The sequence below is a fragment of the Microbacterium sp. NPDC055599 genome (assembly GCF_053618975.1).
The window spans coordinates 20,508-43,780 of record NZ_JBSHIM010000013.1 but is presented as its reverse complement, the minus strand read 5'-3'; the positions used below and the strand labels follow the sequence as shown (position 1 = coordinate 43,780).

Below are 23,273 nucleotides of genomic sequence, written 5' to 3'. Positions count from 1 at the left end.
CGTGCGATCTCCACGGTAGCGGAGCGGTCGCCGCCGCCCGGGATCTACGGGTCGAGCTGGTCGGCGGGCAGCGTGAAGACCTGCCCGCACGCCTCGAGTCCGTTGGCGTAGCCCTCCGCGAACCAGCGCTGCCGCTGCTCGCTCGAGCCGTGCGTCCAGCTCTCCGGGTTCACGAAGCCGGACTGCTCCTGGATGTGGTCGTCACCGACAGCGAACGCCGCGTTGAGGGCGTCGACGCGCTGCTCCTCGGTCGACGGCTGCAGGTACGGCACCCCGTTCGGATCCGTGCTCTTCGACATCTGTCCGATCCACGCCCCCGCGTAGCAGTCGGCCTGCAGCTCGGTGCGCACCCCGTTGCTGCCAGGACCCGTGCCGTTGTTCGGGTACTGGTCCATGACCCCGGTGATGTACTGGATGTGGTGGCCCCACTCGTGGCCGACGATGTAGAGCTGCGCGAGGTTGCCGGCGGTCGCCCCGAACTGCTGCTGCATGAGCTGGAAGAACGTGGGGTCGATGTAGACCGTCTCGTCGCCCGGGCAGAAGAAGGGGCCGACGGCGTTCGACGCGGTGCCGCAGGCCGTGGCGGTCGAGCCGTCGACGACGATGAGCTGCGGGGCACGGTACCCCTCGACGTGGTCCTTCCAGAACGCATCGAGCGCGAGCTGCGATCCGGCCATGCGGCAGTCGACGTCGGCGTTGGCGTCGGCCCCCGTGTCGCAGTTCTCGATCACCGACCCCTCGGCGGGACCGCCGCCGCCGCTCGGTGCCCCTCCGCCGACGAGTCCGGACAGGTCGATCCCCAGCAGCGGACCGGCGATGAGGGCGAGCAGGCCGAGGACGCCGATACCGGTGCCACCGGCGATCGCAGCCGTGCGTCCGCGACGGCGCGTGGTGTTGCCGGAGAGGTCGGCATCGGGATTGAACGTCATGCGTCGAGGGTACTCCGCGCACCCCCGCGCCGACGGTCGTAGGCTCGGGTCATGACCACGACGATCACCATCACGGGCGCGGGCGGACAGATCGGCTACGCGCTGCTGTTCCGCATCGCGGCGGGCGACCTCCTGGGTCCCGACGAGCGGGTGCGGCTGCGGCTCCTGGAGATCCCGCAGGGCCTCGGCGCTGCGGAGGGAGCCGCCCTCGAACTGCAGGACGGCGCGTTCGACCTGCTCGAGCACGTGGAGGTGACGGACGACGCGGCGGTCGGGTTCGACGGCTGCGACCTCGCGCTGCTCGTCGGCGCGCGCCCCCGCGGCCCCGGCATGGAGCGCGGCGACCTGCTGGCGGCGAACGGCGGCATCTTCGGCCCGCAGGGAGCGGCCATCGCCGCGAACGCCTCGCCGGACGTGCGGGTCACGGTGGTGGGCAACCCCGCCAACACCAACGCGCTGATCGCCGCGGCGGCCGCGGACGGGGTGCCGGCCGAACGCTTCACGGCGCTCACCCGGCTCGACGAGAACCGGGCGAGGGCGCAGCTCGCACAGACCCTCGGCACGCCCGTGCGCACGGTCCGGCGCGTGCCGATCTGGGGCAACCACTCGGCCACGCAGTTCCCCGACGTGTCGCACGCGACGGTCGGCGGGGAACCGGTGCAGGAGGCGCTGGCGCAGATCGTCGGGGACGTGCCGACCTGGCTGGAGCAGACGTTCATCCCGCGGGTCGCGAAGCGCGGTGCGGAGATCATCGAGGTGCGCGGCTCCTCCTCCGTGGCCTCCGCGGCGAGCGCGACCATCGACCACGTGCGCGACTGGGTGCGCGGCACCGACGACTGGACCTCCGCCGCGGTGGTGTCGCACGGCGAGTATGGCGTGCCGGAGGGGCTCGTGTCGTCGTTCCCCGTGCGGTCGGTCGACGGCGAATGGCGGATCGTCGAGGGTCTGGAGCTGAGCGACTGGGCGCGGCGCCGGATCGACGCCTCGGTCGCCGAGCTGCAGGAGGAGCGCGAGGCGGTGCGGGCGCTCGGGCTGCTCTGACGGCCCTGGGGCGCATGGGGAGTTCTGCCCATCGCCGCGTTCGTGCCGCCCCGGTAGATTTGCTGCGGACGGGACACCGTCGAGGAGGGGCGACGACATGGCACAGTGGGACGATCTGCATCCGGGGCGCGGGGTCACGAGCGCGGTGAACGACGCGGCGACGCGCGTGAGCAACCGCAGCACCGGGACCGAGACGGTGCGCTCGGCGCTGGCGAACGCCGCGACGAGCACCACGGACGAGGTGTGGGCGGGTGACGCCGGTGCGGCCTTCCGGACCTCGCTCACCAAGCCGCAGAACCTGTGCACCGAGCTGACCACCGAGTTCGCCGCCGTGCAGTCGGCGCTCACGGCCTACGCCGCCGAGGTCGACCGCATCCGCGCCGCGACCGCCGCCGCCCACCAGGCGTATGCGAACGGCTACGCGACGTGGAAGGCCGCCGAGGCCGAGGAGAGCCCGTTCCCGCTCTCGACCTACACGTTCAACGCCCCCAGCCCCACGCTGCAGCCGGGCCTGTGGGTGCCGAGCGGCACCACCGCGGGCCTCGCCGACATGCGGCAGGCCGCGAACCAGCTCAAGGCCCTCGCCACGCAGCGCGAGACCGCCGACAGCACGCTGGTGGCCGCTCTCGCCCCGCCGGCCTCTCCGCGCTGGGACGCCATGCAGTCGGCTCTGAGCTTCGCGGGCATCGACGACATCGACGACCTGAACTACGACAACCTCGGCGACGCGTTCGCGAACGTGGCGGACGAGATCGCCGAGGGCGACATCACCGACGAGAACCTGCAGGCGATGCAGGACTTCTTCGACGTGTGGGGCGACGACACGTTCGTCATGTCGCAGTTCTTCCTGGAGGTCGGCGGCGAGAACACCGTCTCGATGATCGACAACCTCGGCGACGCCGTCATGGTGGACGGCCTGGCCGGTGCGACGGCGCTCGCCCTGGCGACGTCGATCCGCGGCGGCCTGTCGACCGGATCCCAGATCTGGATGGAGTCGACGTCGAAGGACTTCGCCGAGAGCATGCTCACCGGCGCCTCGTCGAGCGTGGGCGGCGCGGTCGCCGCGATCGGCTTCCTGTTCTCCGACGAGAAGAACCACCCGCTCGGGGTGAACCTCACGGTGGCGATGGCCGACGAGATCGATCGCATCGAGCGCGACCCCGCCAGCATGCTCTACGGGGGCTGGACCGACTTCTCCCCGAACGCGGGCGGCCGCACCCTGGCGTTCCTGGAGGGCGAGCAGACCGGACTCGACGGCAACCGCGTCGACGATCTGGCCGGGCGCATCTTCTCGACCCTCGGCACCTACCCCGACGCGGCCCTCGACTGGCTCACCTCCACCGAGAACGACCCGTTCGGCGACGGCGACCTCGGCGACGGCCGCATCGAGTACTGGTTCGGTGAGCGCGACTGGAGCGCGAACTCGTCCGGCGACGGCTTCGAAGGGCCCGGAGCCCTGTGGGCCGGCGCGCAGCAGGCCGCGGGAGGCCCGGCCGATGCGACCCACACGTACAACCCCGAGACGTGGCAGCGCGTGGCGGAACTCACCACCCAGGTCGTGCGCGAGCTCACCGGCAACGAATCGTTCCTGCCGGAGAACCTCACGAGCATCGGCCAGGTGCGCGTCGCCGAGGGCATCTCGGTCGCGATGCCCTACTTCTCCGAGGCCATCAGCGAGAGCGACCCGGCCGCGGGAACCCGTCCGTACTTCGAGAACCTGCTGATCGGGACGGACGACCCGCGCGCGATCCCCGATGTCACGCAGGCGCAGCTCGCGCAGCTTCTCGGCACGGCCGCCTGGAGCGACGGGGAGACGCCGTCCGCCGGTGCCGCGGTCATCGCCCAGTCGGTGCAGCAGTACCAGGACGCGCTCATCGCGATCGCCGACCTGGCGCCCGCCGACAGCGCCTTCAAGGCCGACGCCCTGGAGCGTGTCGTGGAGCTGCAGGGCTGGCTCGACGGCTCCCCGGCGGGAGCCGCCCTCGGCGAGGCGACCCGTCACGACGAAGCGGTCCAGGCCGCGATCGACGGAGTGGGCACCGTGGTCGGCCTGATCCCGATCCCGGCCGTGGGCGACGTCCTCGTGGCCGGCGGGAGCGTGGTGATCGATGTGGCGCAGAGCGCCGTGATCGGCGGCGTCTCCGACTGGGGCTCCGGACAGGCGACGGCGGCGTGGGCGAACTCGCACGAGGCGCTGCTGGAGGCTCAGGCCGACGCGGCGAACGGCCGCGAGATCGCGACCATGGAGACCATCGAGCAGATGCTCGTGGACCTGGGAATGACCGAGGCCCTCTCGGCGGGGCAGGTCGACGACCTCGCCCGCGAGATGTTCGCCGACTACCAGCGCGGTGTCGAGGCCAACACCTCGTGGGCGGAGGGCACCTGATGCGGCGATCCGGCGGCTGGGCGCTCATCCTGATCGGCGGGATCGCGCTCGTCGGCTGCACGCGCGCCGCCGCTGCGCGCGCCGTCTCCGCGGAGCCGTCGGCGCCCTCCGGCGACCCCCGACCCGACCCCACCGAGGCCTACTCCCCCGACGATGTGAAGGTGCCGTGATGACCGATCTCCAGTTCGACTCCGAAGCCGTCGGCGCGACCGGCGGCACGCTGCAGAGCACCGCATGGGCCATGAGCCTCGACGTGGACCTCGCACTCGGCGCGTGCGGCAGCTCCGCCGTCTCCGCGGCCGCCGACACCTGGGCGATGTGGGCCAAGGGCACGCTGCTGCAGCTGCAGAGCATGACCGCCGGTGCGGGCGTGGTCGCCCGCGATGCCGCGACCGCGTTCGAGACGCAGGAGGCCGAGATCACCAGTGCCGCGAACGGCGGAACCCCGTAACCTGCGGGGCGCGTTCGCTCAGCGCCAGCGGATCGCCTGATCCGCGTCACCGCCGCTGGAGGTCCACAGCTCCTGCAGTCCGGTCTTCCACTCGTCCGCGACACCCGCCGACTCGGCGCTCGCCGTGAGCTCCACGACCTGGTCGTCGTTCCGCGTCACCTTCAGCTCGACGCTGCTCACGGGAGCATCGGCGGCGGTGACGCCGTCCCAGCCGGCGAGGGACGCGAGGAACGCCGCCTGCTGGTCGAACCCGTCCGCGGCGATCGCGCCGAGGCCCCAGTCACCGGTCCACGAGCTCTCGCCCTGTCCGTAGAACCAGACGGCGACGGAGGTGTAGTCCTCGGCGTCGTCCTGCGCGAGCACGAGATCGCGCACGCCCTGCAGCACCTCCGCGGAGTCGTCCTCGGACAGCCCCGGTTCGGTCGCGACCACGACCTCGACGCTGTCCACGCGCGCGGTGTCCACGCCGTCGATGCCCTCCAGTTCGGCCGCGAGGTCGCCGCGCCGCTCGTCCTCCGATGGGGCGCATCCGGCCAGCAGGAGGAGCGAGGCGGACGCGAGAAGGACAGCGGTGAGGCGACGCATGACCCCTATTCTGGTCGGGCTCCCGCCACGGGTGCAAAACCGGACGCCCGGCGGGCGCCCGCAGGGCACAGATCCGGTCGCGGACAGGGCACAATGGAGGACGGAGGTGCGCGATGAGCGAGACGATCGAACCCACGACGGCGGCATCCGTCGACGAGGCCCTGACGAGCCCGCTGCATCTGCCGCACGCGGCCGCCGAGTGCCCCAAGTGCTTCACCGAGCTGCAGGCGAACCGCAACTTCTGGCTCGCCCGGCCCGATGGCTCCCGCCTGGTCGGCCTCGTCGTCTCCCGCGACGACATGCCCTCGGTCGTGGAGCAGCGCGCCGACCTCACCCGCTTCGGCGTGCCCATCGAGGGCTTCCGCCATCCGGCCCCGGACATCCTGGAGAGCTGGAGCGACCGGATCGCCCGTCTCATCGGCACCCTGCACGCCGGTGACGTGCTGGTCGTCGCGACGATCGCCGCGCTCGGCCGCGACAGCGAGGAGGGCGCCCGCACGGTCGCCGAGCTGCGCCGCCACGGCATCATCGTGAAGGTGCTCAACCACAACGCCCGGCATCTGGCCGACGCGGCCGCGGCCCTCCGCTGAGCAGACCTCGACCCCTGGACGTCCGGACGTCCAGGGGTCGAACCCTGCGCGGTGGGGGCCGCCGACGCGGTCAGGAACTCGTGCTCACCGCTGCGCGACCGAAACGCGACGAGCGTTCAGCGCCACCACGACGAGAACAGGCTGTTGCCCCACGAGGAGACCTGCTGCGGCGAGTATCCCGAGTTCTGCACGCTGGGCGCTCCAGCCCAGGAGTTGCCCTGCAGCACGTTCTGCACGACGTCGTTCGACGCCCACCAGTTCGACGATCCGTTGGGCTGACCCCACCCGTCGCCGTAGGAGCTGCCGTAGCCGTAGCCGCCGTCGTACCCCTGGCCCCAGCTGTACGTGTTGCCGGAGCCGAAGTCGTAGCCTCCGTAGCCGTCATCGGCCGAGGCGGGAGCCGCGAACGCGATCCCGCAGGCGACCGCGACGGCTCCCGACGCCACCGCCAGCTTTCCCCAGCGCGCGAACCGCCGTCCCTTGTCGTTGCTCTTCATCGTCGTCTCCATGATCTCTTCCTTTCCCGCTGCGGGCAGGATGAAGCCTCGAAACGATGGTGCTTTCCGAAACGCCAGCCCCCCATCAGCGTGTTTCGGAAGTCACGGTATGCACGGGTCATGCGCATGGCAATATGCCGACGCGGGTGACGCGGAGCGTGCCGCATCCGTCCTCGTGCGGGGTCGGGGACAGCGCCCGGAGACGCAGAAGAGGGGATGCCGGATCGGCATCCCCTCTTCTCGCTGAGGCGTTACTGGCGGATCTGCGCCGCGAGCTGCTCGTCGGTCGACTGCAGCGACTGGGCCGCCACGTCGAGGAAGCGGGCCATGCCCTCGATGCCCGCGATGGTCGCGGTGGCACCCTGGTTGAACTGCGCGTACGAGGCGTCGAACGCACCCGAGGCGGACGTGGTCACGAAGCCGCCCGAGACGAGCTGCGACACGTAGGCGCGCAGGTTCTTGAGCTGGGTCTCGATGTCCTGCTGGCCCGTGCGGAGACGGCCAGCAGCGTCCTTCATGTCGGCGTAGCTGACTTTGAGGTTCGTCATTGGTGTTACCTTCCGGTCGCCCCGGCCGGTGCCGGAGGTGTTCTTGTTCTTCGAGAGTAACGAAGGGCACCCGCCACGCAAATGGGGAGAAGTCCCCATCAGCTCCCCGGCGGTCGCCCACCCGCGCCGGGACCACCCTGCGGGGCGCCGCCGGCGCTCGGCGTCGTCGTGGTGTCGACGCCCACCATGAGCGATGCGCGGTAACCGGTGCCGGTGTCGCCGGCGATGCTCGCGAGCTGCAGGGCACCCCCGTCATCGCCGAACACCATGTCGGCGTCGAGCGAGGTCTGCGCGAGGTTCCCGGCCGAGCCGTCGTAGGCCGGCAGCGCGTACACGGCCGTGCACGCGGCTTCGGGCAGCGCCAGCTGCGAGGTCGCGATGGCAGCGGTCGAGTCGGTGATCGCGGAGACGTCGGGGTACACCTCGAAATGGATGTGCGGCCACCGTCCCGAGTAGCAGCCGGGGAAGATCGACGTGAAGGAGACACGGCCGTCCGCATCCGCGACCTGCACGCCGCGGAGGTAGGTCACGTCTTCCAGGCCCGAGGAGTACATCGAGTACTCCCCCTGCGCCGTGCAGTGCCACGCGTACACGGCGACCCCGGCGAAGGGCACCCCGCCGTTCGCGAGGTCGAGCACCGTGAGCTCGAACGTCAGCGGCACCCCCTCGGCCGTCGCGCCCCCGTCGATGCTCGAGCGGATGTCGCGCCGGACGATCCCGGACTCCTCCAGCACGTCGGGGCCGTTCGAGCCGTCGCCCGGATAGGGGCCGGCCGTCTCGTCGGGGATCTCGCCGTCCACGCCCGTCGTCGCGGTGCCGTCGCTCCCCGCGTCGGCGGTGGGCGCGGCGGTCGTGCCGGCTCCGGACGACAGCGGCGCGCAGGCCGCGAGCGCGGCGGACGCAGCCCCCAGTCCCACCAGCCCGAGCACGCCGCGCCGGCTGAACAGCGTGCCCAGGTCGAACGCGGCCCCCTGATCGACGACCTCTTCCTCGGTACGCGGCAGCAGTCGCCCCTCGTAGGCGGGGCCCCGCGGTGTGGGCGTGGGTTCGGGACTCGGGCTCATGGCGGCTCCTTCGGGGGCGTCGGGAGTCACCATGGTGCCCGCCCCGATGATCAGGAGCCTCTGGCGGGGCTATGGCTTTCGTATGGGCGGCGGAGGGCCGCCGGGTCAGACGGTCTCGGGGATCACGAGCGGGAACTGCACCCGCACGATCTTGCCGCGCTGCGCCAGCACCGCCCGGCCGACCGGGAACTCGCCGCGGCCGATGCGGGGCAGGGGCGCCTTGAGCACGAGCTCGCCGTCGATCGTCTCCGGCTGGAGCACCACACCGCGCCGCGCCTGCTTGATCTCGCCGAGCAGCCCGAAGTTGCTGGTCCACTCGCTCGTGTCGCCCGTGAACAGCAGCAGCAGCTCGCCGCGCGTCGCGCGCTTGACCAGGTCGGACAGCGGCATCTCGAGCAGCGACGACGCGAACTCCGCGACGCCCTCCACCGCCACGACCGGCTTCAGGCCCTGCTCGGCCTTCTCCACGATCTCGGCCACGGCCGCGGTGCCGCTGATGCCGTCCGCCGCCGTCGCGGTCCACGACACCGCGTGGCGCGCCGGGGAGCGGGTCGACCCGAGGAACAGCGTCGGCGTGCCCGGTCGCGCCCGCAGCGCCTGCTGCGTGATCGCGGCCAGCGCGTTGCTCTTGCCGCTCGCGGGCGGACCGGCGATCACGAACGTGCCGGTCGGCTCGATGCCGAACGGACCGAGGTCGCTGTCCGCCAGACCCACCACGAGCTGGTCGCCGACCGTCGCCGGCACCTCCTCCAGCCCGTAGCTGAGCGGCAGCGCACGCACCGGCGGCGCGTCGGGCACGCCGCGGCGCGACATCGACGCGGCCATCCGCTCGATCGCCAGCGACTGCTCCTTCATGCTGCGCGTACCGCCGATGATCGCGATCTGCGCCTCGTTCTCGCCCACGATCGCGCGCCCCGGCACCGATTCCGGCGTGAGCACGTCCTTGGGCACGTTGAGGATGTTGTACGCGTCGGTGTCGGCCATGCGCAGCACCACGCGGCGCTGGATCATCGCGTTCAGAGCGCTCGGGATGCTCTGGAACCGGTCGGCCGACAGCACCACGTGGATGCCGACCGCACGGCCGTCGGACAGCACCTCCTGCAGCGCGTTGTACGTGTCGGTGCGGCCGATCACGGCCTCGTAGTCGTTGCGGAACGCCGCGAACCCGTCGATCAGCACCACGATGCGCGGCTCGTCGCTCTTGCCCGACAGCTGCCGGTACTCGGTGAGGGTCGCCGCGCCCACCGCCGAATACGCGTCGCCGCGGCGGTCGAGCTCCTGACGCAGCGTCGCGAACAGCCGGGCGACCCGCTCGGCGTCGTCGCCCGAGATGACCGAACCCACGTGGGGCAGGGGCTCCAGCATGCGCAGCGCGCCCGAGCCGAAGTCGAGACCGTACACGTGCACGGGTCCGCCGCGCGGCGTGATGCCCGCCGACACCGCGAGCGTCCGCAGGGCCGCAGACTTGCCGGAGCCGCTGGTGCCGTAGATGACCATGTGGCCCTCGGTGTCGGGCAGGAAGTGGAACGGCACCTGCTCCTGACGCTCGGGCTCGTCGATCACACCGAGCAGCAGGGCCGCATCGGTGCGCTGCGGCAGCTTGAGCTGGTCGAACGTCGGCGCCAGCTCGTCGAGCCACGGACGCCGCGGCTGCGCGACCTGCGCGGCCTGCGCCGCGAGCACCATCGTGCTCACCAGACGCTGCTGGTCGTTCGGGCCGAGGTCGTCGTCGACCACCACCGCGTTCTCGTCGATCGGCAGCTCCCACGGGCCCTGGTCCGTCGAGCCGAACGCGGCGATGGAGACGTCGGTGCCGTCGTCCTCCCCCAGGCTCCAGCCGCCCGAGTACGCCGACTGGAACAGCGTCATGCGGCCGGGACCCGTCTTCGCGATGCCGCGGCCGGGCGTGCCCGGATCGAACAGCGCCGCGTCCTTCGTGCCGATCACGTCGTTGCTGTCGGTCTCGTCGGCCATGCGCAGCGCGACCCGGAGGTTCGTGTTCGCGCGCAGGTTGTCCTTGATGACACCGGCCGGACGCTGCGTGGCCATGATGAGGTGGATGCCGAGGGAGCGCCCACGCTGGGCGATGTCGATCACGCCGTCGACGAACTCCGGCACCTCCTTCGCCAGCGCCGCGAACTCGTCGATCACGAGCACCAGGGCGGGCGGGGCCTGCGGGTCGCCCGCGCGCTCCAGCTCCAGGATGTCCTTCGCCTTCTTGCGGTTGAACAGGTGCTCCCGGTAGTGCAGCTCGGCGCGGAGGCTGACCAGCACGCGGCGCACCAGGTGCTCGTTCAAGTCGGTCACGATGCCCACGCAGTGCGGCAGGCTCACGCAGTCCGCGAACGCCGAGCCGCCCTTGTAGTCCACGAAGAGGAACGTCAGGCGCTCCGGGCTGTACTCGGTCGCCATGCCGAGCACCCAGGCCTGCAGGAACTCGCTCTTGCCGGAACCGGTGGTCCCGCCCACGAGCGCGTGCGGGCCCTGCTGCCGGAGGTCGAGCTGCAGGGCGCCCTCCGCCCCCGCGCCGACCAGGGCGCGCAGCTTCGGCTGGTACCGGCGCGCGGAGCCGACCTTGCGCCGGGAGTGCAGCGAGTCGTTCTGCGTCCACCGGTCGATCACGCTCTCCGGCTGCGTGGCCATGTCGCGGCCGAGCAGGTGCAGCATCGAGATCGTGCGCGGCACGTCGCTGCGGTCCAGGGCGACCTCGCCCGCGTCGGTCAGCCGCGCCAGAGCGCGCGCGAACACCGCGAACTGCTCCCGCGTGAGCTCGTCGACGGACAGGTCGTCGATCACCTCGCCGAGCCGGACGAAGTGCGCGCTGTCGGTCGACCCGAGCTCGACGAACGTGCGGCACGACGCGGGCAGGGCGGCCGCGTCCTCCGTGAGCCAGACCGGGAAGATGCCGCGGGTGGCCGCACGCTCGGACAGCTGGATCAGGCGGCCGCGGTCGACCGGGGCGTCCGGGGCGATCAGCACGACGATCGCGGGCTTGGGCACCGCGTCATGACGGCTGCGGGAATCCTCGCCGACCTTCGAGCCGCTGTTCGTCGCGGCCTTCTCGGCCTCCAGCGCCCCGAGCTCCACCGCGTCGCCGCTGCGGGTCGAGCGCTGCGCGATCAGCTCCTCCAGGCGCGCGACGATCTGCCCCGCGGAGGTGGGACCGTCGCCGATCGGCTGCACACCCAGCACGGCCTGCGCCGACCACGCGTGCGGCAGCCACTTCGCATCGGCCAGCTGAGCGCCCCAGCGCGGACCCCACAGGCCCACCACCCCGACATCGGCGGGGGCGTGCAGCCCGGCGAGCTGCGCGAGCAGGGCCCTGGCGTATCCGGTCGAGCGGCCGCCGAGGCCCGCGATGCCGAGCGCGCCGACGTCGGTCAGGTCCTCCAGGATCGGCACCTGCGGCACGATCCTGGTCGCCTCGACGACCGCGTCCAGGCGGTCGACGTACTCCGGGATCGCGCGGTCGCGGCCGTTGGAGTCTTTCACCGAGCTGCGCGAGGCGGTGTCGCCGATCCCGAGTCGCACGTGCAGGAACGACCAGTGCTCGGTGCGGCGCGTCCACACCAGCGGACCGGCGGTGAGCGCGGCGTCGCTGATCTCGCGCAGCAGCGGCACCTCGCGGCGGCGCACGTCGATCTCCCGGTCGCGCTCGCTCTGCAGCCGCGCGTCCAGGCGCTCCAGCTGCTCCTCGAAGCGCTTCTTGTCCTCTTCCAGCTCGCGCTTCTGCTGGTTCTTCGTGGTGAGCCACGTGCCGATCATCAGCAGCGGCGACAGCGCCACGAACATGATCGACAGCAGGTTCTGCGTGAACGCGTACATCGCGCCGCCCATGAGCAGCGGGGCGACGAGCGTCAGCAGCGGGAACGGCTGCTTGCGGGCGGGCACGGGGAGGTCGGTGCCGTCGAGCTCCTCGCCCAGGTACCGCTCCTCGACGCGCGGCGAGCGCACGAACTCGACCTGGCGGATGGAGGCCTCCGCGGGCGACGGCGTCGTGGCACCCGCCTCGACCTTGACGCGCACGGGGGTGTCGCCCAGCACGACCGACAGCTCGCCCTCCGCCGCCACCAGGCGCACGACCGAGGCGCCGTCGACGAGGATGCCGTTCGCGGAGTTCAGGTCGATCAGCTCGACACGGTCGCCGATCTCCAGTCGCGCGTGCTTCTTCGACACCAGCGGATCGTCGATCACCACGTCGCACGACTCGTCGCGACCGAGCACGATCGTGCCGCGGGTCAGCGCGATCGAGCGCGCACCCGGGCCCGCACCGACCTCCATGCGGCCGACCACGGGACGCTGCTCGTACGACGCGGGGACCACACGGACCGTGGCGCCGTGCGCCAGCCCGACGTGCGCGAACGTGGACTCCGGCGCGAGCAGGTCGCCCGCCCCCGACACCACCGAGCTGTACGCCTCCAGGGTCACGGCGGCCGGGTCGGCGTGCGCGAAGGAGCCCAGCGGATCGGCGCGCACGATCATCGCAGCGATCTCGCCGATCGTCGCCGTGCTCTCCGCCGTGACCTCGATGTCGCTGGATGCCGCGCCCTGACGCAGCAGGGTCAGCCGTACCTTCACTCGTTGTCTCCCTCTGCCTCGCTCGGCTGCGGGGCGTCCAGCAGCGGGAGGTCGTCCTTCGTGACGAGACGCGACGCGATCACGTGCTCCACCAGACGCGCACGGCGGTTGGTCGCGAAGCTGCGCTGACCGCCGCGCATGCCTGGCACGCCGACGCGGTCGAACTTGTCGCACACGTTGTCGAGCTTGCGGTTGAACCGCGTGACCGTCCACCCGAGCCGCTCGGCCGCCTTGGCCGACGACGGGATCTCGCTCATGCCCGTGCCGTCGCGACGCAGCTGCGGCTCGGCGAGCGCCAGGATCAGCAGCTTCTGGCTCAGCGTGAGCGGCACGTCGCCGATCGTGGACATGCCGTCGTCGTCGTAGTCGCGCTTGGTGGCACGGAACGCGGGCTCCGCGGCGTGCAGCACCAGCTCGTACGTGGTCGGTCCCGCGCTGAAGACCACCGTGGTGGTCTCGAACACGAGCGGCAGCCGCGCCCCCGGCGCGAGCCACGCCTGCACACCGCCGGCCGAGTCGGTGACGGTGGCGGTGAGGCGGGTGCCGATGTTCGTCAGCCACCACAGGCCGTCGCCCTCGCTGATCTCCAGGAAGTGCCGGTGCAGGAACAGGTTGTCGTCGAGGGCCAGGTCGCCCTCGCGCCCGACCACGAACCGGTTCCCGTGGTCGATCGGGTAGTACTCGCCCGCGAACTCGACCGTGACCCCCGCCACCGCGCTCACTCCACGCACCCCGTCACGGGCTCGGACGCCCTGCCGTCGCCGCGGCGCAGCATGACCTCGATGCACACCTCGCCGGCCGACGCCGGGGCGAACGTAACGGTCGGCTCCGCCACCTGCTTCACGGCTCCATCGGCCGCGCTGCCGGTCTCGGTCCAGATGAAGCTGTCGTCCTCCTGCGGGTCGGGGTTCTGCCACGTGAACGTGACCTGCTCCCCGGCCCGGGTGCCCGCGAGCTCGGTGACCTTGGGCACCGCGTCGGACACCGGGTCCTGCGGGTCGACCGCGGACTCGGTGCTCTCCGGCGCCGGGTCGGGCGTGAGGCCGGACACCAGCACGTTGAGGCCCACGATGCCGCCGACGACCACGACCACCGCGGCCGCGGCGAGCCCGATCCACAGCCCGCGGCGCGACCGCGGGGCGGACGGCTCCGCGTCGGCCGGGGCCTGGACGGCCGGAGCGGCCGGCTCGGGAGCGCGCACGGGCGCGGGGGCCTCGGGCTGCACGACCTGCGGCGGCCGCAGGATCGTGCGGTCGTCGCGGTCGGGGCCGGGCGCGGCGGGGCTCGAGGGGGCGGAGGCCGCGGCGGCGGGGGCGCCGGCGGCGGGTGCAGCGGCGGAGGTCGCGGCGGTGTCGCGACGCTGCGTCTGCTCCACGTCGGGCTCCGGACGCGGCGGGGAGTCGAACCGCGGGGCGTCGGGCACCACGACCGACGGACCCTTGGGCTGCGTGGCCGCGGACGGCCGCGTCGAGGTGGACATGCCGGGGTCGATGCTGACGATCTCCCGCACCCGGGTCAGGCCGTCGTTGTCGTCCTCCAGGTCTTCCGCGGGCGGGTGGTCGTCGACGATGTCGATCGGCGTGACCGAGTGCGACAGCTCGATCTGCACCTTCTGCAGCGCCCGGGCGAAGGCGACCGCGCTCGGGAAGCGGTCGTCGGGGTTCTTGGCCATCGCCCGCTCCAGCAGCCGCTGCAGGCTCTCGGGCGAGTCGGGACGGCCGAGCGGGGGCAGCGCCGCCCGTTCGATGCGCTCGATCAGGTCGGCGCTGGAGTTGCGCTCCCCCGGGCGCTCGAACGGCGAACGCCCCGCGAGCAGCGTGTACAGCGTGGCACCCAGCGCCCACACGTCGGTGCGCGGTCCGCTCTGCGGCGGCTCGGCGAACGACTCCGGCGGCGACCACGGGATCGACATGCCCGACGCCTCGCCCGTCGCGCCCGTGGTGGACGCGATGCCGAAGTCGGTCAGGGCCGGACGGTTGTACTCCGTGACGAGGATGTTCGCCGGCTTGATGTCGCGGTGCAGCACGCCCGCACGATGCGCGGTCTCCACGGCCCCCGCGACCTGGACGCCGACGCGCAGCGCCTCGGCCACCGAGAACGGCTCCTTGCGCGAGCGCAGCTGCAGGTTCGGCCGCGGGCAGTACTCCATCACCAGGTACGGGCGCCCGTCGCCCGCGACACCCGCCTGATAGATCGTGACGATCGCGGGGTGCGTGGACAGCATCGCCATCACGTTCGCCTCGTCGGCGAACTCCTGCGCCGCCCCGCTGGAGATGCGGTCGGCGAGCAGCACCTTCACCGCGACCCGGCGCCGCGGCATCTCCTGCTCGTACAGGAAGACGTCGGCGAAGCCGCCCGTGCCCAGCGGCTCCACATAGGTGAAGCCGGGCAGGGCGGGCGGCGGGGAGGGGCGACGACTCACGGCAGGTCCTCGAACGCGACGGTCACGCCGTCACCGAGGTCCACCACGTCGCCGGACAGCACGAGCGTCTGCTCGCCGGGGTGCAGCCGCACCGGGTCGGCACCGGGGCGCAGCAGCGTCGAGCCGTTCGTCGTGTGCAGGTCGATGACCACCACGGTGTCGCCCTCGGGACGCACCTCGAGGTGGCTGCGCGAGATGTCCTGCTGCGGGCTCTCGACCGCGATCAGGTGCGGCATGTTCGCCCCGCTGGCCCTGGTCGAGCGCGGGCGACGGCCGATGATGACCGTGCGGTCGAGCGTGACCACCTGTCCGGTCGAGACGCGGATGCGTCCGGTCGACACCGCGGCGGGCGCGGCGACCGGGATGACCTCGGTGGGGGCGTCGGGCGCCGCCGCGGGCTGCTGCCGCAGGTCGCGCAGCTCGGCGGCGGAGATGGTGGAGCCGTCGTGGTCGCCCGCGTCGGGCGGCGGGACCGGAGCGGACTCGGGCTCCTCGCTCGGACGCACCGCGGCGGCCTCGATCGGCGTGTGCACGGTCGCGCCCCACAGGTGGTCGAACTCGTCCACGGGCGGCGCGAGCGTGGCCTCGGTGGGCACGAGCGTCGCATCGGGCGCCGCGTCGTCGGCGGGGCCGGCGTCGTCGGTCGTCGCTGCGTCGTCGGAGGTCGCGGCGTCGTCGGTGGTCGCGGCGTCGTCTGCGGTCGCGGGGGGCTGCTCGGCCTCGTGCGGCTCGTCGGCCGCGGTGGGGCCCTCGTCGGCGGCGGCCACCGCAGCGGCGTCGGCCGCGGCATCCTCCGACGCGAAGCCCCCGGGTACCGGAAGGCCGGACGGCGGCGGCGGGAGCGGCACCGCGGTGCCCGCGACCGGGGCGGCCGGGGCGGCCGGGGTGCCGGACGGTACGGCGGAGGCGGCGGGGCGCGGCGCCTCGGCGAGCACGGGTGCCGGACCCGCGGAGCCCCCGAGGGCCTCGGCGTCGGCCGGCTCCAGCTCGGCGCTGACCGCGGCGGCCAGGACGATCCCGGTGTGCACGGGCAGGGCGGTGCCGGCGTCGTCGTCGTCCACCGTGATCTCGACCGCCGACGCACCGGGGACGAACCGCTCGCTCCACGTGGTCACGTCGGCGCCGGAGAACGACGCGGTCTCGCTGTCCGCGCCGGTCACGCGCACCGTGAGGGCACCGCGCACGGCCACGCGGGCGTCGGACCCCTCCAGCACGGCCGCGACGAACGGCGGCATCGCGGAGAACGAACCGCCGGCCTGCGTCGTGAGCACGTCGATGACCGTGGCGAGGCTGCGCTCCGCGGGCAGGCGCTCCCAGAGCGTCGTCACGGTCGCGCCGGGCACGTCGGGCGGCAGCGCCACCAGGGCGCCGGGGATCACGATCAGGTACCACGGTCCCGGTCGGTAGATCGTCTGCATCAGCGAACCCCTCCTGCTGCGGCCTCGCGCGGGCGCGTGTCGGCGTCGATGTCGGTGTCGTCGGACAGCAGCAGCGTGCCCGGTCGCGACGCGACCGACACCGCGTCGACGACGACCACGGTGATGTTGTCCCGGCCACCGGCCTGCACGGCCTCGTCGACCAGGAGGTCGGCGGCGCGCTGCGGATCAGGCTCCGCGCCGAGGATCTGGGTGATGCGGGCGTCGGGCACCTCGGTCGTGAGCCCGTCGGAGCAGATGAGCATGCGGTCGCCGAGCTCGGCCGGGAACAGCCAGTAGTCCGCGTCGCCCGTGCTGCTCGCGCCGATCGCGCGCGTGATGATGTTGCGGCGGCGGTCGTGCGCGGCCTCTTCGATCGTCAGCTCGCCCGACTCGATGAGCTCCTGCACCACCGAGTGGTCGACGCTGATCTGCTCCAGCTCGCCGTCCGCGAAGCGGTAGGTGCGCGAGTCGCCGATGTTGACCGTGAGCCAGTAGCCCATGCCCTCGACCGAGGCGACGACCACGCCGCTGAGAGTGGTGCCCGCGCGGCCGTTGCCGGTCGTGGACAGCTCCTCGACCGCCGTGCGCGCCCGCGCCAGCGCCTCGAGCAGGTCGTCGAGCTCCAGGTCGGTGCGACCGATGAAGCGCGCGAACTCGTCGATCACCGCGGCGCTCGCGCGCTCCCCCGCCTCGTGGCCGCCCATGCCGTCGGCGACCAGGAACAGGGGGGAGCTAGCCATGTAGGCGTCTTCGTTGAGCGGGCGGCGCAGACCCGAGTGGGTCGCAGCCCCCGTGGACACGACGAGCGGGGCGGTCATGCGTAACCTCCGACCATCACCACGCGGTCGCCGATCTCGATCACATCGCCGAGCCGGATCGGCACGCGCTGGCCGGCCGGGCACGCGATGCGCTGACCGTCGCGCACGATCGTGAGGCCGTTCGTGGAGTGCCGGTCGAGCACCCAGCCACCCGAGGCCTCGGACGCGGCCTCGAAGTGCGTCTTCGACAGCGACAGCGTCTCGTCGCGCACGGGCACGATCACCGCGCCCTCCTCGACCGCGGGGTTGCGGCCGAACACGGTGCGCCGCGAGACCGGGACGCGGGTGCCGTCGTCCCACGTGAAGACCAGCCGGTGCCCGGGGATGCTGATGCGCGTCTCCTCCAGGTCGTCGGTCGCGGGCGCGACGACGGCAGGGGCAGGCGCGGCGGGCGCGGCGGGCGCGGATGCGGCGGGCGCGGATGCGGGGGCGGGTGGGGTCGGGGTGCCGGTTGCCGACGTGACCGGAGCCGGAGGGGCCGTCGGGGCGGGAGCCGCCGCCGGAGTCGCCGCCGCGGGAGCCGTAGGCGCCACCGGAGCCGCAGCCGGAGGCGCCACCGGAGCCGCAGGAGCCGCAGCCGCCGGTGCCGCAGGCCGCGCGGGGCGGGAGTCCTGCGTGATGCCGGGGACGTACGCGATCATCCCGGAGTCCTGCGCGGGAAGAGCGGGCGCGGGTGCCGCGGGCGTCACCGGCTCCACGGCCGAAACCGCCGACACCGCGGGCTCGGGTGCTGCGGGGGCACCGGCGGGCGCGAACCCGGGCATGGGTGCCGGGGGCAGCCGCTCGAACGACGGGGCGGGCAGCAGCGGCGGGGCCTCGACCACGGGCTCCGGCTCCGGCTCGGGCTCGGGTGCCGCGACCCGCGCGTCGAGCATCAGCGACCCGACGGCTTTGTCATGCCAGCCCTGGAAGCGTCCGGAGCCGTCGAACAGCGGGCTGAAGTAGCCCACCACGATCGCACCGGCCAGACCGAAGACGATGTTGCGCAGCAGGGCACGACCGAAGCGCAGCGGGGCACCGTCCGCCGCGGTGGCCAGGCGCAGACCCTGTGCGCGCATGCCGATCGAGCCCTTTCCGGCCTGCATCACGGTGTAGACGACGAACCACGCCAGCAGCACGAGGCTCACGATCGGGCCGCCGATCAGCAGCGTCAGGAGCGAGGCCTCCAGGCCGCCCGACAGCGAGGTGGCCACCAGCAGACCGCCGCCGAGCAGGATGCCGAGGCCCGCCGCGATCGCGGCGTCGATGACGTAGGCGATCACCCGGCGGGAGATCGGCGCGATCTGCGTGAGCGCGGGCGGCGTCATGGGGTCTCACTCTCGGTCGACGGCGGGGGCGTCTCGTCGTTGCTCTTGATGGTGCCAGGTTCGCGGCGCACGCGCGCGGCCGCCGCCTCCTTCAGACTCTGGAAGCCCTGCGACACCGCGGTGCCGCCGAGCAGCGAGCGCAGGCTCAGCCGTGCCTTGACGCGCTTCCAGAACCCGGCCTGCTCGCCGAGGCCGCCGACGATCTCGTCGACCTCGCTCCAGAAGGCGTCCACGTCCTGCGCCGTCGGCTCCGTCGGCCCGAACACCTCGGCGTCGGCGCGCTCGGCGAGGGTCGTGACCTGCGGCACCGTCAGCGTCGACGCGACCACGGCCGCCTCCTCGCCGCGGGTGCCGCCCGGGGCGAGCCGCGCGCCGTAGTCGACCGCGCGGTCGGTGAGCTCATCCCATCCGCCGCTGATGCGGTCGGCGGTGCGCGCGGCCGATCGCCGCGCCCGGCGCCTCGCGGCCTTCCACGCCCCGATCACGATGAACGGCGACATGAGCAGCGCGATCACGGCCAGTGAGATCCCGCCGATCAGCAGGATCGCGCCGATGATGCCCGCGAGGTTGAGGCTCTCGTCCTCCGACTCGCGGTCGTCCGGCAGGGTCGGCGGCAGGTCGACCGGCTCCTGCGGCGGGGGCGGCGGCTGCAGCACCTGCGGCTTCGGGTCGACGCGCGGCTTGGTGTTCTGGTCGTTCGGCACCTGGTCCTCGGGCGGCGTGGGGTTGAACGTCACCCACCCGATCCCGTCGAAGTTCACCTCGACCCAGGCGTGCACGGTGTCGCCGGTCGCCTCGAACACGGCCTCGCCCGCCTGCTCCTCGTCGGGGTAGTACCCCATCACGACGCGCGCCGGGATGTCGAGCTGTCCGGCCAGCAGCGCCATCGCCACCGCGTACTGCTCGTCGTCGCCGATCATCTGCTCGCCGCCGATGAGCGTCGAGATGCGCTCGGCCGTGTGACCGGCCCGCGACAGCACCTCGCCCTCCAGGCCGTGGCTGAAGAAGCCGCCCTCGGAGAGGAAGTTCTCCAGCGCCCGCACCTGCTCGATCGGGCTCTCCGCCCCCGACACGGTCTCGGCCGCGAGCGCGGTGAGCTCCTCGGGCACGTTGCTGGGCTTCGGCATGGTCACGCGGCCGAACGGCACCTCGGCGAGCTGCTCGTCGTCGGGCTGCGTCGGGATCACGGCGTCGACGGCGTACTCGTCGCCCTTCTCCAGCGTCGGGGTGGCGACCGCGGTCCCGGTCGAGGTGTTGACGTAGGTGCCGCGGCGCAGGTCCTCCGCGCGGTCGCCGTCGAACCGGATCTCGTCGAGCTGCCCGGCCGTGGGCATCCACACCCCGCGGTAGCCGTCGATCGCGATCTTGAGCGTCACCGGGATGCCCTCCGCCTCGGGCGCCATGGCCGAGCGCAGCGGGGCGAAGGCGCTCGACGACGTGGGCCCGCCGTCGGTGACGTTGTAGACCATGCCGTCGAACTGGTCCATCACGGCCGTGCGGATGCGGGCGCCCTTGGGCAGCCCCTGCACCGTGAACAGCGTCTCGTCGGCCTCGTCGCGCACGTTCTTGCGGAACGCCTGCAGCGGGCTGGGGTAGTCGCGGATGTCGAACGGCGGGATGATCACGTCGCGGAACACGTGCCGCGGCTGCGCGGGCGCGGCGAGGGCGCTCGTGGCCACGCCCGCCCCGCCGGCCACCGCGAGCACGGCGACACCGGCCAGCAGCCGCCGCATCCGCATGTGCGCGGCACGGGCGGGGTCGACCTCGCTCACCGACACGGCCATGTTCTGCGGCGCCCACAGCTGCCGCAGCGCCAGCCAGGCCATGCTGACCAGCGCGAACACCAGGCCCTGCACGAGCGGGAACGCCGGTTCGGGCGTGCCGAGCGCGATCACCAGCATCAGCAGCACGCCGGCCGGGATCAGCGCCCACGCGACCGACCGCAGCCGCAGCGCGAGCGAGGCCGTGAGGGTCGTGGTCACCAGCGCCAGCAGGAACGGTGCCACCAGGTGCCCGTCGGCGGCCGCGACCGGGGCGACCGTCGTGAGCAGCTGCTTCCACGATGTGACGGTGCCGAGCGCGAGCTTCTGCAGCGTCTCCAGCGACGGCACCACCCCGAGCAGTGCCGTGTGCGGAAGCGCGAGGGCCCCGCCGAACACGAAGTACGCCGCGACCGTGAGGCCCGCGACGATCAGGATGCCCCAGCGGCGCCACGCCGACACGGCCGCGATCGCGAGGCCCAGCACGACCCCGCCGACCACGGCGGGCAGGAACGAGGGCCCGGCGAACGTGGGCCAGAAGCCGACGAGCGCCGTGAGCAACAGCAGCGCGGTCGCCCCGAGGTCGAGGATCCAGCGGCGCAGCGGGAGCGCGACCGGGGCGGGGGCGGCGGTGGCGGGCGCGGTCATGCGAGCACCTTCTGCAGGGCGAGGGGGATCTGTGCCAGCGCGCCGACCGTCACCACGTCGGCGTCGCCGATGCGGCGCAGCGCCGGGGTGTCCACCGAGGTGTCGGCGACGACGGCGAGCACGCGGGCGCCGAACGGCAGGCGCGAGCAGGCGAGCCGCAGGTCGTCCGCGCGCACGCGCGACCCGCACACGAGCACCACCACGCTCGCGAGCGGCATGGTCGCCGCGACCACCCCCGCGAGCTCGGCGATGCCGCCCTCCTTGGGCTTGCTGCCCTCGACGGCCGAGAGCGAGTCGAGCAGCTGCTTGCCGGTGCCGGAGGGGAGCTCGCGCCCCTGCACGCGCATGTCGACGCGTTGCGAGTCGCGCAGCGCCCGCAGGCCGATCGATCCCGCCGCCGAGATCGCCAGCTCGAAGTCGTCGTCGGTCGCGTACTCCGCCGTCGAGCGCGACAACCCGATCACGAAGTGCGAGCGGCGCGTCTCCTCGTACTGGCGCACCATCATGGTGCCGGTGCGGGCCGTGGAGCGCCAGTGCACGTGGCGCAGGTCGTCGCCCGGCTGATACTCCAGCAGCGCGTGGAACGACACGTCGTCGCGCGACAGGTCGGCGGCGGGCAGGCCCTCCAGGTCGCGCAGGTAGCCGAGCGACTGCCCGTCGAACAGCACCGTGCGGGGGTGCACGAACAGGTCGACCGGCTCGTCGCGGCGGTGCGCACGCTCGAACAGGCCGAGCGGGTCGCCGCGCACCACGCTCACCGGGCCGACCTTCACCACGCCGCGCTTGTGCGTGGGGATCGCGAACAGCTCCTCCGCCTCCTCGCCCGGTGCGAGGCGCTGGATGCCGAACTCGCCGCGGCCGGAGCCGACGGGCAGCACCACGCGCGACGGGAGGATGGCGCGCGAGCCCCGGTTCGCGAGCGTGAGGGCGCCCACGGCCCGCTCCCCCACCACGACGCGGGTGCGGGCGAGGTCGAGCGAGACGTCGTAGGCCGTGCGACCGATCAGGAACAGCGCGCACACGGCGACGGCCATCGCGATCACGACCGCGGCGATCGTGAACTCCGCCCACCCCGCGACCTGCCCAAGGATCCAGAACCCGACGGCGAGGCCCATCAGCACCCACGCCAGAGGGCGCACGGCCGCGGCCATGAGGCGGAGGCGCGACAGGGCGCGCGCGCCGAGGACCGCCGCGATGTCCCGCCAGCTGGCGTCGCGGTCGGTCGGCGCGGGCGGCGCCTGCAGAGCCTCCGCCGTCATCAGGCCGCCGCTCGGGCCTGGGGGGCTGCGACGCCGTCGAGCACGCGGGCGATCACGGTGTCGCTGCTGGTGCCGGCGAACTCGGCCTCGGCGTCGAGCAGCAGACGGTGCTGCCACACGGGGCGGGCGAGCGCCTTGATGTCGTCGGGCAGCACGTAGTGCCGGCCCTGCGCCGCCGCCCACACCTTGGCGATGCGGACCATCGCGATCGCACCGCGCACCGAGACGCCGAGCCGGATCGCGCCGTCGGCACGGGTGGCCTCGGCGAGCTCGGCCACGTAGCGCAGCACCGCGGGCTCGACGTGCACGGTCGCGGCCAGGTCGGCCATGTCGGCCACAGCGCTCGTGGTGATGATGGCCGACAGCCCGGCCGACGGGTTGCGGTCCGACGCCCCGGCGAGGATGCTCTCGGTCACCGCGAGGTCGGGGTATCCGATCGAGGTCTTGATCAGGAAGCGGTCGAGCTGCGCCTCCGGCAGCTTGTACGTTCCCGCCTGCTCGACCGGGTTCTGCGTGGCGATCACGAGGAACGGGCGGCCCGTCTCGTGCGTCACGCCGTCGACCGTGACCCGCGACTCCTCCATGACCTCCAGCAGCGCGGACTGCGTCTTCGGCGAGGCGCGGTTGATCTCGTCGGCGAGCACGATCGACGCGAAGATCGGGCCCTTGTGGAACTCGAAGCGGTGCGACTGCTGGTCGTAGATCGTCACACCGGTCACGTCGGAGGGCAGCAGGTCGGGCGTGAACTGGATGCGCGCACTGGTGCCCTGCACGGTCGCGGCGAGCGCCTTCGCGAGGCTCGTCTTGCCGGTGCCGGGGGCATCCTCCAGCAGCACGTGGCCCTCGGCCAGCATCGAGGCGAGCACGAGCCCGACGATCTCGCGCTTGCCCTGCACCGCCTTGTCGACGTTCTCCACCAGGCGCGTGAAGGTGCCGTGGAACCAGGCGGCCTGCTCGGGGGTCATTGTCATG

At 72.9% G+C, this 23,273-nt stretch carries 19 protein-coding genes; 5 read left to right on the top strand and 14 right to left on the bottom strand.

Features of this window, described 5'->3' with window-relative positions; genetic code table 11:
* Positions 1-44: 44 nt before the first annotated feature.
* Positions 45-929 carry a KPN_02809 family neutral zinc metallopeptidase gene (gene ypfJ / locus ACWGQ1_RS13550; RefSeq protein WP_447652706.1) on the bottom strand — a complete coding sequence of 295 codons (885 nt, stop codon included), beginning with the start codon at positions 927-929 and terminating at the stop codon, positions 45-47.
* 51 nt (positions 930-980) lie between these two features.
* Between ypfJ and ACWGQ1_RS13545 the strand changes: the two genes are divergently transcribed.
* From ACWGQ1_RS13545 to ACWGQ1_RS13530, 4 genes are all read left to right on the top strand, one after another.
* A complete protein-coding gene (locus ACWGQ1_RS13545) occupies positions 981-1,970 on the top strand; it encodes a malate dehydrogenase (RefSeq protein ID WP_136037099.1) in 990 nt (329 codons plus the stop codon).
* 97 nt (positions 1,971-2,067) lie between these two features.
* Positions 2,068-4,356, top strand: coding sequence for a hypothetical protein (locus ACWGQ1_RS13540; RefSeq protein WP_452313127.1), 2,289 nt, complete (start codon positions 2,068-2,070; stop codon positions 4,354-4,356).
* Positions 4,356-4,526 (top strand): hypothetical protein, encoded by a 171-nt coding sequence (locus tag ACWGQ1_RS13535; RefSeq protein WP_452313126.1) that lies wholly within the window; start codon positions 4,356-4,358, stop codon positions 4,524-4,526. Before ACWGQ1_RS13540 ends, ACWGQ1_RS13535 begins: the two co-directional genes overlap by 1 nt.
* A complete protein-coding gene (locus tag ACWGQ1_RS13530) occupies positions 4,526-4,807 on the top strand; it encodes a hypothetical protein (RefSeq protein WP_136029318.1) in 282 nt (93 codons plus the stop codon). The genes ACWGQ1_RS13535 and ACWGQ1_RS13530 overlap by 1 nt, the downstream gene beginning before the upstream one ends.
* 18 nt (positions 4,808-4,825) lie before the next feature.
* On the opposite strand, the gene ACWGQ1_RS13525 is transcribed toward ACWGQ1_RS13530, so the two are convergent.
* Complete coding sequence (locus tag ACWGQ1_RS13525; protein WP_136029316.1) at positions 4,826-5,392, bottom strand: hypothetical protein; 567 nt, start codon at positions 5,390-5,392, stop codon at positions 4,826-4,828.
* A 113-nt stretch (positions 5,393-5,505) separates the two neighbouring features.
* Here ACWGQ1_RS13525 and ACWGQ1_RS13520 point away from each other — a divergent pair, with 113 nt between their 5' ends.
* The gene (locus tag ACWGQ1_RS13520) at positions 5,506-5,982 is read left to right on the top strand and encodes a recombinase family protein (RefSeq protein WP_136029314.1); all 477 of its coding nucleotides are present in this window, start codon (positions 5,506-5,508) and stop codon (positions 5,980-5,982) included.
* A 116-nt stretch (positions 5,983-6,098) separates the two neighbouring features.
* On the opposite strand, the gene ACWGQ1_RS13515 is transcribed toward ACWGQ1_RS13520, so the two are convergent.
* The 12 genes from ACWGQ1_RS13515 to ACWGQ1_RS13460 all read right to left on the bottom strand — a co-directional run bounded on the left by ACWGQ1_RS13515 (position 6,099) and on the right by ACWGQ1_RS13460 (position 23,272).
* Complete coding sequence (locus ACWGQ1_RS13515; RefSeq protein WP_136037097.1) at positions 6,099-6,491, bottom strand: hypothetical protein; 393 nt, start codon at positions 6,489-6,491, stop codon at positions 6,099-6,101.
* 239 nt (positions 6,492-6,730) lie between these two features.
* Positions 6,731-7,027, bottom strand: coding sequence for a WXG100 family type VII secretion target (locus ACWGQ1_RS13510; RefSeq protein WP_017204355.1), 297 nt, complete (start codon positions 7,025-7,027; stop codon positions 6,731-6,733).
* A 98-nt stretch (positions 7,028-7,125) separates the two neighbouring features.
* Positions 7,126-8,091 (bottom strand): intradiol ring-cleavage dioxygenase, encoded by a 966-nt coding sequence (locus tag ACWGQ1_RS13505; protein ID WP_136037096.1) that lies wholly within the window; start codon positions 8,089-8,091, stop codon positions 7,126-7,128.
* Between the two features lie 105 nt (positions 8,092-8,196).
* Positions 8,197-12,669 (bottom strand): FtsK/SpoIIIE domain-containing protein, encoded by a 4,473-nt coding sequence (locus ACWGQ1_RS13500; RefSeq protein WP_452313125.1) that lies wholly within the window; start codon positions 12,667-12,669, stop codon positions 8,197-8,199.
* Positions 12,666-13,382, bottom strand: a complete 717-nt coding sequence (locus ACWGQ1_RS13495) for a hypothetical protein (RefSeq protein ID WP_372490605.1) — start codon at positions 13,380-13,382, stop codon at positions 12,666-12,668. The genes ACWGQ1_RS13500 and ACWGQ1_RS13495 overlap by 4 nt, the downstream gene beginning before the upstream one ends.
* Before the next feature lie 5 nt (positions 13,383-13,387).
* Positions 13,388-15,091: a protein kinase domain-containing protein gene (locus ACWGQ1_RS13490; protein ID WP_452313124.1), complete on the bottom strand. Its 1,704-nt coding sequence runs from the start codon at positions 15,089-15,091 to the stop codon at positions 13,388-13,390.
* On the bottom strand, positions 15,088-16,509 hold the full coding sequence (locus tag ACWGQ1_RS13485; RefSeq protein ID WP_452313123.1) for an FHA domain-containing protein: 1,422 nt from the start codon (positions 16,507-16,509) through the stop codon (positions 15,088-15,090). The genes ACWGQ1_RS13490 and ACWGQ1_RS13485 overlap by 4 nt, the downstream gene beginning before the upstream one ends.
* On the bottom strand, positions 16,509-17,327 hold the full coding sequence (locus tag ACWGQ1_RS13480) for a PP2C family protein-serine/threonine phosphatase (RefSeq protein ID WP_136031075.1): 819 nt from the start codon (positions 17,325-17,327) through the stop codon (positions 16,509-16,511). The genes ACWGQ1_RS13485 and ACWGQ1_RS13480 overlap by 1 nt, the downstream gene beginning before the upstream one ends.
* Positions 17,324-18,634 carry an RDD family protein gene (locus ACWGQ1_RS13475; protein WP_452313122.1) on the bottom strand — a complete coding sequence of 437 codons (1,311 nt, stop codon included), beginning with the start codon at positions 18,632-18,634 and terminating at the stop codon, positions 17,324-17,326. Before ACWGQ1_RS13475 ends, ACWGQ1_RS13480 begins: the two co-directional genes overlap by 4 nt.
* Positions 18,631-21,042, bottom strand: coding sequence for a transglutaminaseTgpA domain-containing protein (locus ACWGQ1_RS13470; protein ID WP_452313121.1), 2,412 nt, complete (start codon positions 21,040-21,042; stop codon positions 18,631-18,633). The genes ACWGQ1_RS13475 and ACWGQ1_RS13470 overlap by 4 nt, the downstream gene beginning before the upstream one ends.
* The gene (locus tag ACWGQ1_RS13465; protein WP_452313120.1) at positions 21,039-22,301 is read right to left on the bottom strand and encodes a DUF58 domain-containing protein; all 1,263 of its coding nucleotides are present in this window, start codon (positions 22,299-22,301) and stop codon (positions 21,039-21,041) included. Before ACWGQ1_RS13465 ends, ACWGQ1_RS13470 begins: the two co-directional genes overlap by 4 nt.
* Complete coding sequence (locus ACWGQ1_RS13460; RefSeq protein WP_136030098.1) at positions 22,301-23,272, bottom strand: AAA family ATPase; 972 nt, start codon at positions 23,270-23,272, stop codon at positions 22,301-22,303. Before ACWGQ1_RS13460 ends, ACWGQ1_RS13465 begins: the two co-directional genes overlap by 1 nt.
* Between the last annotated feature and the right edge of the window lies 1 nt (position 23,273).

Excerpts from the sequence above, each read along its gene's own strand:
- ACWGQ1_RS13540 (WP_452313127.1), top strand. The coding sequence starts at position 2,068 with ATGGCACAGTGGGACGATCTGCATCCGGGGCGCGGGGTCACGAGCGCG.
- ACWGQ1_RS13525 (WP_136029316.1), bottom strand. The coding sequence starts at position 5,392 with ATGCGTCGCCTCACCGCTGTCCTTCTCGCGTCCGCCTCGCTCCTCCTG.
- ACWGQ1_RS13460 (WP_136030098.1), bottom strand. The coding sequence starts at position 23,272 with ATGACAATGACCCCCGAGCAGGCCGCCTGGTTCCACGGCACCTTCACG.
- ACWGQ1_RS13535 (WP_452313126.1), top strand. The coding sequence starts at position 4,356 with ATGCGGCGATCCGGCGGCTGGGCGCTCATCCTGATCGGCGGGATCGCG.
- ACWGQ1_RS13545 (WP_136037099.1), top strand. The coding sequence starts at position 981 with ATGACCACGACGATCACCATCACGGGCGCGGGCGGACAGATCGGCTAC.
- ACWGQ1_RS13475 (WP_452313122.1), bottom strand. The coding sequence starts at position 18,634 with ATGACGCCGCCCGCGCTCACGCAGATCGCGCCGATCTCCCGCCGGGTG.
- ypfJ (WP_447652706.1), bottom strand. The coding sequence starts at position 929 with ATGACGTTCAATCCCGATGCCGACCTCTCCGGCAACACCACGCGCCGT.
- ACWGQ1_RS13510 (WP_017204355.1), bottom strand. The coding sequence starts at position 7,027 with ATGACGAACCTCAAAGTCAGCTACGCCGACATGAAGGACGCTGCTGGC.
- ACWGQ1_RS13530 (WP_136029318.1), top strand. The coding sequence starts at position 4,526 with ATGACCGATCTCCAGTTCGACTCCGAAGCCGTCGGCGCGACCGGCGGC.
- ACWGQ1_RS13505 (WP_136037096.1), bottom strand. The coding sequence starts at position 8,091 with ATGAGCCCGAGTCCCGAACCCACGCCCACACCGCGGGGCCCCGCCTAC.
- ACWGQ1_RS13515 (WP_136037097.1), bottom strand. The coding sequence starts at position 6,491 with ATGGAGACGACGATGAAGAGCAACGACAAGGGACGGCGGTTCGCGCGC.
- ACWGQ1_RS13485 (WP_452313123.1), bottom strand. The coding sequence starts at position 16,509 with ATGCAGACGATCTACCGACCGGGACCGTGGTACCTGATCGTGATCCCC.
- ACWGQ1_RS13470 (WP_452313121.1), bottom strand. The coding sequence starts at position 21,042 with ATGACCGCGCCCGCCACCGCCGCCCCCGCCCCGGTCGCGCTCCCGCTG.
- ACWGQ1_RS13520 (WP_136029314.1), top strand. The coding sequence starts at position 5,506 with ATGAGCGAGACGATCGAACCCACGACGGCGGCATCCGTCGACGAGGCC.
- ACWGQ1_RS13480 (WP_136031075.1), bottom strand. The coding sequence starts at position 17,327 with ATGACCGCCCCGCTCGTCGTGTCCACGGGGGCTGCGACCCACTCGGGT.
- ACWGQ1_RS13465 (WP_452313120.1), bottom strand. The coding sequence starts at position 22,301 with ATGACGGCGGAGGCTCTGCAGGCGCCGCCCGCGCCGACCGACCGCGAC.